The organism is Flavobacterium sediminilitoris (genome assembly GCF_023008245.1).
Lineage (GTDB): Bacteria > Bacteroidota > Bacteroidia > Flavobacteriales > Flavobacteriaceae > Flavobacterium > Flavobacterium sediminilitoris.
The window spans coordinates 1,142,874-1,156,034 of the sequence record NZ_CP090145.1; the positions used below are offsets into that span (position 1 = coordinate 1,142,874).

General features: G+C 25.9%; 12 protein-coding genes and 1 pseudogene. 12 read left to right on the forward strand and 1 reads right to left on the reverse strand.

Annotated elements, in window-relative coordinates:
* The first annotated feature begins 27 nt into the window (after positions 1-27).
* The 5 genes from LXD69_RS05250 to LXD69_RS05270 all read left to right on the forward strand — a co-directional run bounded on the left by LXD69_RS05250 (position 28) and on the right by LXD69_RS05270 (position 5,774).
* Entirely contained in the window at positions 28-267 is a 240-nt protein-coding gene (locus LXD69_RS05250; protein ID WP_045970398.1) for a putative signal transducing protein, read from the forward strand.
* Between the two features lie 628 nt (positions 268-895).
* Positions 896-1,327, forward strand: a complete 432-nt coding sequence (gene rpiB, locus LXD69_RS05255) for a ribose 5-phosphate isomerase B (protein ID WP_246918009.1) — start codon at positions 896-898, stop codon at positions 1,325-1,327.
* Between the two features lie 451 nt (positions 1,328-1,778).
* Positions 1,779-2,828, forward strand: a complete 1,050-nt coding sequence (locus tag LXD69_RS05260) for a hypothetical protein (RefSeq protein ID WP_045970392.1) — start codon at positions 1,779-1,781, stop codon at positions 2,826-2,828.
* On the forward strand, positions 2,815-3,564 hold the full coding sequence (locus LXD69_RS05265; protein WP_082084352.1) for a M15 family metallopeptidase: 750 nt from the start codon (positions 2,815-2,817) through the stop codon (positions 3,562-3,564). The genes LXD69_RS05260 and LXD69_RS05265 overlap by 14 nt, the downstream gene beginning before the upstream one ends.
* Positions 3,565-3,650: 86 nt before the next feature.
* Positions 3,651-5,774 carry a Tex family protein gene (locus LXD69_RS05270; RefSeq protein WP_246918013.1) on the forward strand — a complete coding sequence of 708 codons (2,124 nt, stop codon included), beginning with the start codon at positions 3,651-3,653 and terminating at the stop codon, positions 5,772-5,774.
* A 61-nt stretch (positions 5,775-5,835) separates the two neighbouring features.
* Here the strand turns inward: LXD69_RS05270 and tatA are convergent, their stop codons facing one another.
* Positions 5,836-6,036, reverse strand: a complete 201-nt coding sequence (tatA, locus tag LXD69_RS05275; RefSeq protein ID WP_045970388.1) for a twin-arginine translocase TatA/TatE family subunit — start codon at positions 6,034-6,036, stop codon at positions 5,836-5,838.
* A 129-nt stretch (positions 6,037-6,165) separates the two neighbouring features.
* On the opposite strand from tatA, the gene LXD69_RS05280 reads away from it, so the two are divergent.
* The 7 genes and pseudogenes from LXD69_RS05280 (at position 6,166) to rfbB (ending at position 13,148) form a co-directional block, all read left to right on the forward strand.
* On the forward strand, positions 6,166-7,035 hold the full coding sequence (locus LXD69_RS05280; protein ID WP_246918015.1) for a murein hydrolase activator EnvC family protein: 870 nt from the start codon (positions 6,166-6,168) through the stop codon (positions 7,033-7,035).
* Positions 7,036-7,038: 3 nt separating this feature from the next.
* On the forward strand, positions 7,039-8,526 hold the full coding sequence (locus LXD69_RS05285) for a GH3 auxin-responsive promoter family protein (RefSeq protein WP_246918017.1): 1,488 nt from the start codon (positions 7,039-7,041) through the stop codon (positions 8,524-8,526).
* Positions 8,527-8,672: 146 nt separating this feature from the next.
* A pseudogene (locus LXD69_RS05290) lies at positions 8,673-8,780 on the forward strand (carboxypeptidase-like regulatory domain-containing protein); the annotation flags it as partial.
* A 261-nt stretch (positions 8,781-9,041) separates the two neighbouring features.
* On the forward strand, positions 9,042-9,413 hold the full coding sequence (locus LXD69_RS05295) for a hypothetical protein (RefSeq protein WP_246918018.1): 372 nt from the start codon (positions 9,042-9,044) through the stop codon (positions 9,411-9,413).
* Positions 9,414-9,458: 45 nt separating this feature from the next.
* Complete coding sequence (locus LXD69_RS05300; protein ID WP_045970380.1) at positions 9,459-11,150, forward strand: DUF6909 family protein; 1,692 nt, start codon at positions 9,459-9,461, stop codon at positions 11,148-11,150.
* A 6-nt stretch (positions 11,151-11,156) separates the two neighbouring features.
* Positions 11,157-12,128: a hypothetical protein gene (locus LXD69_RS05305; RefSeq protein WP_246918020.1), complete on the forward strand. Its 972-nt coding sequence runs from the start codon at positions 11,157-11,159 to the stop codon at positions 12,126-12,128.
* Positions 12,129-12,134: 6 nt separating this feature from the next.
* Positions 12,135-13,148, forward strand: a complete 1,014-nt coding sequence (rfbB, locus tag LXD69_RS05310; RefSeq protein WP_246918021.1) for a dTDP-glucose 4,6-dehydratase — start codon at positions 12,135-12,137, stop codon at positions 13,146-13,148.
* Positions 13,149-13,161: the final 13 nt, after the last annotated feature.

Sequence of the window (13,161 nt, forward strand, 5' to 3'; positions counted from 1 at the left end):
TAAGTATCTTTATACAAACCTTTTACTATGAAAAATTATATAACAGTTGCTATTTTTAATTTCCAACATGAAACTTATATTGTTAAAAATCTTCTAGAACAGGAAGATATTCAACACTTTTTTGAAAACGAAACATTAGTTTCAATAGATCCTTTTGCATCTATCGCTTATGGAGGAATAAAACTAAAAGTGCATCCAAACGATATTAAAAGAACTAAAGAAATTTTAGATAGTCTAAAAAATGACAATCATTTAAAAATTGTTTAGATTTAAAAATCAAAGTTTTCAACATATATTAAATACAACAAAAAAAGATTTAATTAAATTTAAAAAAAATGATGGTTATTATAGCTTGTTAATATGTACTATAAGTTTTTAAAAAATAGTGTTTTTTTTAAGTTTAAGTTTTTTATACAATTCTATTAACATTAATTTAAACTTATAAAAGGTTGATTTTAAACTTAAAGGTTGATTTTATTTTTTACTTATTAACAGTTGTTAATTACTACTTTTCTATTAAAATTGTAAATAACTTAACCTGTTAAATTCTGTTAATAACTCATAGATATATATTCATAAGTTTAGAATAAATAATCAAAACTAATTAGCTTTTATCCAATTCAATTTTTGCTTATAAAAAAACATGTATCATTATAAAAAAACTTCTCTTTTTTTGTCTTTACTTATTAACAAGTTATGTTAATTTAAAGTTAACTGATTATCAATGGATTGTAAAACATTGTTAACAATCTATAAATTTAATATTTGATTAACTTATAAGTGTTTGATAATTAATTAAATAAAGTAATATTCTATTTGAATTATTAAAGTAGTTTAACATGCTGAGTATTATTCCTTACTTTTGTAAAAATAATAACAACACAACACTTACATTATGATTATATCAATAGGAAACGATCATGCTGGTCCAAATTATAAAAATGCAATCGTTACATTTTTAAAAGAAAAAGGATATACAATTATTAATCATGGAACAGATACTTTTGATAGTGTAGATTATCCAGATTTTGGTCATGCAGTTGCAAATGATGTTGAAAGTAAAAAAGCAAATTTTGGAATTGTAATTTGCGGTTCTGGAAATGGAATTGCTATGACAGTTAATAAACATCAAGATATAAGAGCAGCACTTTGTTGGACAAAAGAAATTGCAGAATTAGCACGTTTACATAATGATGCAAATATTTTAAGTATTCCAGCTCGTTTTACTTCTATAGAACAAGCAGTTCAAATGGTTGATGTATTTTTATCAACAGCTTTTGAAGGTGGAAGACATGCAAATAGAGTAAATAAGATTGCTTGTAAATAAATGAATGTAGAAAAATTATCAGACTATCAATTACTTATATTGTTAAAAAATGATAATTTAGATAAAGAGTTTAAATCAAGTATAATTTTAGAAAAAAATAAAAGAAAATTAAATCAGGAAATTATTTGTGTTAATTTTAAATTCTCTAATTATTTAAAACTTAAAATAATTATAACTAGTTTATTTCTTTTTATATATCATATAAAATTTTCTTCTACTTTTTTAATATATCAAGATAGAAAATCTTATAAAAAATATTGGAAGTATTTTAATATTGGAATAGTTGTTTGGATATTTTTTCTTTTGTTAATTGCTAGGTATATAATTCAACCCTATTTTTATAAGGTAACATAATTATAAAGTTCAAGGAAAAGTACTTTTAAATTTTTAAAGGTTATATTGTATAAAATATAAAAATAAAAAAGTTTCTTTTTTAAAAGAAAATCAAATCATGAATGATAATAAACCACAATTTAAAAAGAAATATTATCCTATAAATAGCCAGTTATATACTTATTTAGAAAAATATAAAAGAGTAACTAGAACAAATGTATTTTACGACGATTTATTACGTTTTCAAGGTTCAATAGTTGTAAATGATAAAGATGATAAAGATACATTATGGGTTAGAGTTTTTTACAATGAATTTGAAAAAATTGAAATAGACAATAGTTTAAAAAAAATATATACTCTTTTACATTCAGATGGAGATGAAAGTAACATACAATTTTTAAATGTAGATTATATAGATTTTTGTACTTTCGGAAATTCTCAACCTTTTAGAGTTAAAATTAGAAATATATTAAATGATAATTATACTCATTTTTATATAAAAAAAGCCGACGCTTCGCGTATTTTCGGATTAGAATTAGAACATATTTTATCACCTAATAGAATTAATTTCTTAGTTTTTGAAGATACATTAATAGAAGAGCATATAGTAGGAATTCCAGGCGATATTTTTCTTGAACATAATTTAAAAGAATGTAATGAGCATGAAAAAGCTCAAATAGCAAAAGAATTTGTAAAATTTAATGAGCGATGTATGATAGGCTTATTAGGAGATATGCGTTCTTATAATTTTGTAATTATTCCCATTTATGATTTTGATCAAAGAGTATTTAAAATTAGAGCAATAGATTTTGATCAGCAAAGTTATGAAGGAAGATTTAAACTATATAAACCACATCTTTTTAAAGAAAATTTTAAGTTTTATCAGCTTGTACAAACAAAATTGAATCAAAATGCAATTGAGCAATATCAAAATGAAGAGCGCTCTATTTTAGTTAAAAGATTAATAGAATCTGAAACCAGGTTAAATAATTTATTAACAGCAATGAAATCAATAAAATTAGCACCAAACGAACATGTAAACCAATTGAGAGAAGAAGTTTATGAATTTACATTAGATATGGATTTTAAAAAAGCTAGCTCAATGGGAGAAATAGTAGAAGTTGCTTTAAATTTTATGAAACGAAATTTCAAATATGAAGATTATTAGTAAATATAATATTCAAAAATTGTATTTTAAAAAAATCACATTTATACTATTTTCTATTTTAATTATAGCTTGTAAAAAAGAAATAAAAGAAAACAAGAATAACTTAGAATTAGAAAAATCAGAAGATACTATTCTTAAATCATTTGAAATAAAAAAAGAAAAAACTATTCCATTTTTACATACTTTAAATGACACTTCATTCGTAAATATTAAAGATTATAGTTCCGATTTTATTTTAGACATGAAATATGCAACAACAGATAATTTTTTACATCAAAAAGTATATGATTGTTCAGATTGTTATTTACTAAAAAATACAGCTTTAGCACTTATAAAAGCCAATAGAGAATTTATAAAAAAAGGATATCGTATTAAAATTTTTGATTGTTATAGACCATTAGATATTCAAAAAAAAATGTGGGAAATTCTTCCAAGAACAAATTATGTAGCTAATCCAAAAAAAGGATCTAAACATAATAGAGGAGCTGCTGTTGACCTAACTTTAGTAGATTCATTAGGAAATGAATTAGATATGGGAACCAAGTTTGATTTTTTTGGCAAAGAAGCACATCATGATTATATAAATCATACCGAAGAAGTTTTACAAAATCGAAAGTTATTAAAAGAAACATTACTTAAGTACAACTTTAAATTTATTTATTCCGAATGGTGGCATTATGAATTTCGACCAGATAGACATTCAAAGAATGCTAATTTTAAATGGGAATGTGATTAATTTCGTTACTCAACAGAAAGAATTATCTAAATAAATTTAATTTTACGTTTCAATAAAGAACATCCTTTATAACTAAAAAATAAATAATGAACATTATACAATTTATACAAAAACAAGTTGATACAACTACAAAAAATATAGAAGCAACACTTCAATTGTTATCAGAAGATTGTACAATTCCTTTTATAGCTCGATATAGAAAAGATAAAACAGGAAATTTAGATGAGGTTCAAATAGAAGACATTTCTAAAGCTAAAAAACAATATGATGAAATTTGTAAACGAAAAGAAAGCATTTTAAAATCAATAGAAGAACAAAATGCATTAACCTTGGAATTAAAACAAAAAATTGAAGCAAGTTTTGATTTACAAGAATTAGAAGATTTCTATTTACCATACAAAAAAACACGCAAAACAAAAGCAGATACAGCTCGTGAAAATGGATTAGAACCTTTAGCAAAAATCATTATGGCGCAAAATGCAAATGATATAGACTATATAGCTTCTAAATATTTAAATGATAAAGTAAATAATGAAGACGAAGCTTTACAAGGAGCTCGTGATATTATTGCAGAATGGATTAATGAAAACATTTACATTCGAAAAAATCTTAGACGTGTATTTCAACGACAAGGAGAAATAACGACAAAAGTTATAAAAACAAAAAAAGATGAAGAAGGTGCACAAAAATTTTCACAATATTTTGATTGGTCAGAATCTATTTCAAAAGTACCTTCACATCGTTTATTAGCAATGTTAAGAGCAGAAACAGAAGGATTTATAAAATTTAAAATAGAAATAGACAAAGAAGAAGCCCTTTCTTTTATTGAAGAAACAATCATAAAAAATAAAAACGAAGCATCAAATCATTTAGAATTAGCTATAAAAGATAGTTATAAAAGATTATTAGAACCAGCTATTTCAAATGAAACATTACAAGAAGCAAAAACAAAAGCAGATATAAAAGCAATTGATGTATTTTCAGAAAATTTACGCCAACTTTTATTAGCACCACCATTAGGAGAAAAACGCATTTTAGCTATAGATCCAGGTTATAGAACAGGATGTAAAGTAGTCTGTTTAGATGAAAAAGGGGATTTATTAAATAATGAAACTATTTACCCTCATGCACCACAAAATGAGAGCGCTATGGCAATGAAAAAAATCCGTTCTATGGTAAATGCTTATGGAATTGAAGCTATTTCTATTGGAAACGGAACAGCATCTAGGGAAACAGAATTTTTTATTAAAAAAATTGCTTTTGACAAACCAGTACAAGTTTTTGTAGTTTCAGAAGCAGGAGCATCAGTATATTCCGCAAGTAAAATAGCACGTGAAGAATTTTCAAATTATGATGTAACAGTTCGTGGAGCTGTTTCTATAGGAAGAAGACTTTCAGATCCTTTAGCAGAATTAGTAAAAATTGATGCTAAATCTATAGGAGTAGGACAATATCAGCACGATGTAGACCAAACTAAATTAAAAGAAGAACTAGATAATACTGTAATTCGTTGTGTAAACTCCGTTGGAATTAATATCAACACAGCTAGTAAATCGTTATTAAGTTACGTCTCTGGAATCGGAGAAAAAATGGCAGAAAACATTGTTGCTTATCGTTCTGAAAATGGTCCATTTGAAGACAGAAAACAACTTAAAAAAGTACCAAGACTTGGAGAAAAAGCATATCAGCAAGCAGCAGCTTTTATTAGAATTAGAGATGGTAAAAATCCATTAGATAATTCAGCAGTACATCCTGAATCTTATGGAGTTATTGAAAAAATGGCCAAAGATTTAGGTATAAAAACTAACGAATTAATTGCAAATAAAGAAAAAATTAATCAAATAAAACCTGAAAATTATATTACAGAAGAAATAGGAATTTTAGGTTTAAAAGATATTTTAAAAGAGTTAGAAAAACCAGGATTAGATCCAAGAAAATCTGCAAAAGTATTTGAATTTGATCCAAATGTTAGAACTATAAAAGATTTAAAAACAGGAATGATTTTACCAGGAATTGTAAATAATATTACGGCTTTTGGATGTTTTGTAGATGTAGGAATAAAAGAAAGTGGATTAGTCCATATTTCGCAACTAAAAGAAGGATATGTTTCCGATGTAAATGAAGTAGTAAAATTACACCAACATGTCCAAGTAAAAGTTGTTGAGGTTGATGAAGCCCGAAAAAGAATTCAATTGACGATGATATTGTAAAATAATAAAAACCCCTAATTTTATTTTAATAAAGTAAAATTAGGGGTTTGTGATGTATAATTTATTCTTTAGTTTCATCTTCTTTTTTAGAAACTTTTTGATCTTCGTCTTTTGCTGCGTTTTTGAATTCTTTAATTCCGCTTCCAAGTCCTTTCATTAGCTCAGGAATTTTTTTACCACCAAAAAGCAATAATAGAGCAACAATAATTAATATTATTTGTGGCCCACCAATAACACCTAAAAATATAGTTAATGCATTCATGATTTCAATAATTAATACGACAAAGATAAAAAGAAATTAACAAACCTTTATTTTTTAACTAATAATTATATTGAATAACTTAAAAAAGCCGTTGTAATTAGTATATTTGTGACAATAACTAAAGGTAAAATGGCAAGAAAGAGAATAAAAAGACAATTACTTTTAAAAAAACTATTCAATAAGAGAAGATTAGTAATTCTCAATGAAGATACATTTGAAGAAACATTCTCTTTAAAGCTTAATTTAATGAATGTTTTTGTAGTTGTTACCTTGTCTGCTATTTTTTTAATAGGAATAACCACATATATTATTGCATTTACACCTTTGAGAGAATATATTCCAGGTTATGCTTCTACACAATTAAAGAAAAATGCAATTGATTTAGCTATAAAATCAGATTCTTTAGAAAAATCATTTGAACTAAATAATGCATATATAGCTTCAATAAAAAAAGTTTTAGCGGGTGATTTAGAATATGCAAAATTGAATAAAGATTCATTAATTATAACTGAGAAACAAGCTGTAGATGAAAAAGGATTAGCCGTTTCAGAAGTAGAAAAAGAATTAAGAGAAAAAGTTATAGAAGAAGATAAATATAATGTTTTTGAAACTGCAAAACCAAAAGTAAATTTTATCTTATTTCCACCAGCTCAAGGAACTATAATTGAAAAATATAGTGCAAAAAATAATCATTTAGCTGTAAAGATTGCTTTAGCAAATAACACTCCTATAAAAACAGTAGGAACAGGAACGATAATTTTTTCAGATTGGACACCATCTCATGGATATGTAATTATAGTTGAACATCAAGAAGGCATTTTATCTGTTTATAAGAATGCTGCTTCAGTGACTAAAAAACAAGGAGATACTGTTAAATCAGGAGAAGTAATAGCATTAGCAGGTAATACTTCAAAACAAGATTCAAGTATAAGCCTTCATTTTGAATTATGGAAAGATGGCTTTCCTATAGATCCTACTCAGTTTATTAATTTTCAATAAATTATGTCAATAAAAACTTTTGCAGCAAAACTTTTTGCAAGGCAAGTTTACTACACTACTCAAAAATGGGTTAATAATCCAATAGAAACCCAAAAAAAAATCTTTCATGAGTTAATAACATTAGCCCAAGAAACTCAGTTTGGGAAAGATCACCAGTTTAATAAAATTAAAAATTTTGAAGATTTTAAAAAACAAGTTCCAGTAAGAGATTATGAACAGCTAAAGCCATATATTGATAAAGTAGTAAAAGGGGAAGAAAATGTACTTTGGAAAGGAAAACCACTTTATTTTGCTAAAACTTCAGGAACAACTTCAGGAGCAAAATATATTCCATTAACAAAAGAATCAATGCCTTTTCATATTCAAGCAGCTCGAAATGCTATTTTAAGCTATATTAATGAAACAGGCAAAGCTGATTTTGTTAGTGGTAAAATGATTTTTTTACAAGGAAGCCCTATTTTAGAAGAAAAAAATGGAATAAACCTAGGCAGATTATCAGGTATTGTAGCCCATTATGTTCCTAAATATTTACAAAAAAATAGAATGCCAAGTTGGGAAACTAATTGTATCGAAGATTGGGAAACTAAAGTAGACGCAATTGTTAAAGAAACAATTAATGAAAATATGTCAGTAATTTCAGGAATTCCTTCTTGGGTACAAATGTATTTTGAAAAATTACAAAAAAAGGCAAATAAACCAGTAGGAGAAATTTTTAAAAACTTTAATTTGTTTATTTATGGAGGCGTTAATTATGAACCATATAGAGCAAAATTTGAAAATTTAATTGGTAGAAAAGTAGATTCAATTGAGTTGTTTCCTGCTTCAGAAGGATTTTTTGCTTATCAAGATACACAAACAGAAAAAGGAATGTTACTTTTATTAAATTCAGGTATATTTTATGAATTTATAAAAGCAGATGAATTTTACACTGAAAAACCAAATCGATATACAATAGGAGAAGTAGAACTAGGTATAAATTATGTTTTAATTATTTCTACTAATGCCGGACTTTGGGCTTATAATATTGGAGATACAATTCAGTTTACAAGTCTTAAGCCTTATAGAATAATTGTTTCAGGGCGTATTAAACATTATATTTCTGCTTTTGGAGAACATGTTATAGGAAAAGAAGTTGAAAGTGCTCTTCAAGAAGCAATGCAAGGAACAAATATTCAAATAAATGAATTTACCGTTGCACCACAAATTTCTCCAGAAGAAGGATTACCCTATCACGAATGGTTTATTGAATTTGAAAAAGAACCTAATAATTTAGAAGAATTTGCATTACAAATAGATAATGCAATGAGAAAACAAAATGTTTATTATGACGATTTAATAGTTGGAAAAGTTCTAAGAACATTGGTTATTTCAAAAGTAAAGAAAAATGGATTCCAAGATTATATGAAATCTATCGGAAAATTAGGAGGACAAAACAAACTACCTAGATTAAGCGATAATAGAAAAATAGCAGATAAATTGAAAGAAATGTAAAGATAACATGAAACAAAAAAAGCTATTAGCCTTATTATTTTTATTAATAAGTATTTCTTTTTTAGCACAGGTAAGAGGAGTTGTAAAAGATAGTCTTACCGGAGAACCTATTCCTTGTTGTAAATATTTGGGTAGAAAATGAAAATATTGGAACAACATCTGAAGAAGATGGAACATTTTCAATAAATATATTAGATATAAGCAAAAATATTATTTTCTCATCATTAGGTTTTGAAAGAAAAATCATAAAAGCTTCTAAAGTTAAAGAAGTAATTTTAAAACCATCTACAGTTGAATTAGATGAAATCATTGTTTTAAATAAGAAAGAAACAAAACAAATAGAAATAGGAAAAACAAAGAATGCTATTTTACAAACCTTTGATAATGGTCCAAAGATTGAAGCAAAATATTTTACGTACTTAGATATTTATAAGAAAACAAAGTTTATAAAAAAAGTAACGATTCAAACAGATAATAAGATTGAAGGAGCTACTATAAAAATTCATTTTTATAGTGTGAATGAAGATGGCTCTCCAGGAGAAAAACTTTTAAAGAAAGATTTGATTGTATTTATTAAAAGCGGAGTAATGACAAGTAAGTTCGATGTTTCTAAATTCAATTTAATTATGCCAGAAAGTGGAATTTTCGTAGCGTATGAAAAATTAATTATAGAAAACAATAAAATTGAGAAAACAATCATAGACCCATATACTAAAGAACAAAAAATTCAAAAAAAGTATTATCCATTAGTGCTATATAATTATGTTGAAAGAGATTTTTTATATAGTTTTTATGGAGGAAAATGGCATAAAAGTGTAAATGAAGATAATTTTTCAGAGAAAATGACAATTTTTGAACCAGCAATTAACCTTACATTAACCAATTAAAAAATAAAAATTATACCTTTGTAGGTTAGATAAACAAAAATATTAATGAAGGACATTAAAAACATTTCGCGCTCAAGAGCGCAAGAGTCGTCAGCAGCTATTGAACGACTGTACATTACCATGAGACATTTATTTAATAGAGGTTTTTATAAACCAATGGGTGTGTCAGGTGAAACATTAAGAGAAGGACTTTTAGCACTTCGACCAGAAATTTATGGAAGTATTGCAGAAGAAAAAGTAGAACTTAACGGATTGTTATATGTAATAGAACGACTTCCAATAGGAATAGAAGAATGTCGTTATATTAATTTAACATCAGATGAAGGATACTCAAACTCACATTTTAAAGCAATTGTTCCTCCAAAAAGGAGACGTAATTGTTATAGAATTGATGATGAACAAATGAATGTTGAAATTACTCGAGGACGTTCAGATATTTATGATATTTTAACGCATTTAACATTCATTTTTATTGAATCGCATAAAATTAAAGATCGTGTTTTAATTGATGATGAAGGAAAAGTTTCTAGAGATTGGCAAAAATTAGAACAAGTAGTTAATATAACTAAAAAATTACCTTTAATAGAGCGTGAAAAAGCAATTTCCCATGCTGCAAATGTATTAGGAAGAACATTTGCAGAAGTTCAAGCAATATATGATGATTTTGCAACAACAGATGCTCCAGATCGATTTTTACACGTAATTTATTGGTTAGGAAAGTTAGCCATTGAAGAAATTGTAGATAATAATAAAAGAACAATTACTTTTAGTCCAATTTTAAGAGAAAGATTAGGACACCATATTTATGGAGATATATGGGCTACAAATATTAAAAACGTATTACAAGATAATAATTTAATTACTAGACCTATACATATTATAAGTGCTAATATGCATAGTGTGATGAATTCAATTTTTGCAGAACCTGTTTTAGGAAAAAAATATAAGGATTTAGCAGAGTATCAAATATTCGAAGATTTAAGTAGCTCAAGCAATAAAGACTTACGTAAAAAGGTTGAAGAATATGCTTTTAGACAAGGTATGATTTCATTGCCAGATACTTCAGGAACAAATATTGATGTTCAAATTTTTGATACTGCTAAAATTGATTTTAAGAAAACTGTTTTTTCAAATGCTAAATTAACACAAGAAAAACCAGTAATCATCGTTATGGATTATGCGTTTGGAGAACAAGCCTTTGAAACTATTGATGAATTATTAAAACCATTTAAATCAGATAAAAAAAATAAAATCCTTTTAAATGTAGAATCTGTTTCAATAATGGGTAAAGCGGGTATTTTACAAGGAGGTAAAGGAGATATTATGATTCCAAATGCTCATGTAAATGAAGGAACGGCAGATAATTATCCTTTTGATAATGAATTAACAAAAGAAATGTTTGATGGAAATGGAATTCCTGTTTTTGCAGGACCAATGATTACAGTTTTAGGAACATCACTTCAAAATAGAGATTTGTTGAAATTTTTTCATGAATCAACATGGGAAGCCATAGGATTAGAAATGGAAGGAGCTTATTATCAAAAAGCAATTCAATCGGCTTCAAAAATTAGAAAAAGTATCAATCCAAACGTAAAAGTAAGGTATGCATATTATGCGTCAGATAATCCATTAGAAACAGGAAGTACATTAGCTTCAGGAGGATTAGGAACAACAGGTGTAAAACCAACTTACTTAATTACAATGAAAATATTAGAACAAATATTTAACGTAAAATAATTTTTAATGAGTACAAATTCTCAAGATCAAGAGATTGATTTAGGTCAAGTTTTTAAGAAGATTGGAGATTTTTATCAACTAATTTTGGATAAAATTTTTGATTTCATTCTTTTTTTTAAAAAAAATATAATAGTAATAATTGTTTTATTCATTTTAGGTGTTGGACTAGGTTATTATTTAGATAAAGACTCTAAAATATATGATCATGAAATTATTGTTTTACCTAATTTCGGAAGTACAGATTATTTATACTCTAAAGTTAATTTATTAGAATCTAAAAGAAAAGAAAATGATACATCTTTTTTAAACAAGTTAGGATTTATAGATAAAAATGATTTTAAAAAAATTGAAATAGAACCAATTATTGATGTTTATCAATTTATAAATTCTAAAGAAAGTAATTTTGGTTTGATAAAATTAATGGCAGAGGATGGAGATTTACAAAAAATAATTAAAGATGATGTTACGAGTAAAAACTATCCATTTCATGTTATTAAAATAAAAACAGCTAGTATAATTACAAGTGATAAAATAAAAACATCGATATTAAAATATTTAAACGATTCAGATTATTTTAAAGTTATTCAAAACCAATCAATAGAAAATTTAAAATCTAAGATTGTTGCAAATGACGAAACAGTAATACAAATTGATAATTTACTAAATGATTTTACAAAGACTTCGTCAAGCAATCAAAAGAGTGATAAATTAGTATATTACAATGAAAATAATCAGTTAAATGACATTATAAAAACAAAAGAAGAATTAATAAAGGAGCAAGGTTATAATAAGATTAATTTAGTAAATAGTGATAAAATTATTAAAGATATTAATATATCTATTAATAGTAGAAATACTGATGGGCTGAGTAGTAAAAATAAATTGATATTACCATTCTTTTTTATTTTCATTTTTCTGTTTGTAAATGGTTTTATGCGTTTTTATAAAAGACAAATAAATAAGAGAAAGAATCTTTAAACAGTTATGAAAACTATTTTAATAACAGGTGGAGCAGGTTTTATAGGTGCTAATTTTATACCTTATTTTTTAGATAATAATTCAGAATATCATGTAATAAATTTAGATTTATTAACCTATGCTGGAGATTTAGAAAACTTAAAAGAGGTAGAAAATAATCAAAAATATACTTTTGTTCAAGGAGATATTTGTGATAGAGCTTTTATTGAAGGATTATTTCTTAAATATCAATTTCATGATGTTATTCATTTTGCCGCTGAAAGTCATGTGGATAATTCTATTTCTGGACCAGAAGCATTCATTAAAACAAATGTTTTAGGTACATTTAATTTATTAGATACTGCTAGAAATTTATGGATGAGTAGTCCAAATATATTTAATGAAGCATTTAAGAATTCTCGTTTTCATCATGTTTCTACAGATGAAGTTTATGGAACATTAGGAGAAACAGGTTTGTTTGAAGAAACAACGCCTTATGCTCCAAATAGTCCTTATTCAGCATCAAAAGCAGGTTCAGATATGATTGTTAGAAGTTATTTCCATACCTATGGAATGAATGTCGTTACCACAAATTGTTCAAATAATTATGGACCAAAACAACATAATGAAAAACTAATACCTACAATTATTCGAAAGGCTCTAATAGGAGAAAACATTCCTATTTATGGAGATGGAAAAAATGTACGTGATTGGTTATATGTATTGGACCATTGTAAAGGTATAGAATTGGCTTTTAAAAAAGGAAAAGCAGGGGAAACTTATAATATTGGAGGAAGAAATGAACGTAATAATTTATATATCGTAGATAAAATTTGCGATATATTAAATAATAAAGTGCCTCGAAAGGAAGGAAATTATAAAGATTTAATTTCATTTGTAAAAGATAGACCAGGTCATGATAAGAGGTATGCAATTGATGCAACTAAAATTGAAAAAGAATTAGGTTGGAAAGCAGATGAAAATTTTGAAACAGGTATAGAAAAAACAGTTGATTGGTATCTGAAAAAAATTCAAGTTTAAGGTGTTTTTATAA

Coding starts and splice junctions, on each gene's coding strand:
- LXD69_RS05250 (WP_045970398.1), top strand. CDS start 28: ATGAAAAATTATATAACAGTTGCTATTTTTAATTTCCAACATGAAACT.
- rpiB (WP_246918009.1), top strand. CDS start 896: ATGATTATATCAATAGGAAACGATCATGCTGGTCCAAATTATAAAAAT.
- LXD69_RS05260 (WP_045970392.1), top strand. CDS start 1,779: ATGAATGATAATAAACCACAATTTAAAAAGAAATATTATCCTATAAAT.
- LXD69_RS05265 (WP_082084352.1), top strand. CDS start 2,815: ATGAAGATTATTAGTAAATATAATATTCAAAAATTGTATTTTAAAAAA.
- LXD69_RS05270 (WP_246918013.1), top strand. CDS start 3,651: ATGAACATTATACAATTTATACAAAAACAAGTTGATACAACTACAAAA.
- tatA (WP_045970388.1), bottom strand. CDS start 6,036: ATGAATGCATTAACTATATTTTTAGGTGTTATTGGTGGGCCACAAATA.
- LXD69_RS05280 (WP_246918015.1), top strand. CDS start 6,166: ATGGCAAGAAAGAGAATAAAAAGACAATTACTTTTAAAAAAACTATTC.
- LXD69_RS05285 (WP_246918017.1), top strand. CDS start 7,039: ATGTCAATAAAAACTTTTGCAGCAAAACTTTTTGCAAGGCAAGTTTAC.
- LXD69_RS05300 (WP_045970380.1), top strand. CDS start 9,459: ATGAAGGACATTAAAAACATTTCGCGCTCAAGAGCGCAAGAGTCGTCA.
- LXD69_RS05305 (WP_246918020.1), top strand. CDS start 11,157: ATGAGTACAAATTCTCAAGATCAAGAGATTGATTTAGGTCAAGTTTTT.
- rfbB (WP_246918021.1), top strand. CDS start 12,135: ATGAAAACTATTTTAATAACAGGTGGAGCAGGTTTTATAGGTGCTAAT.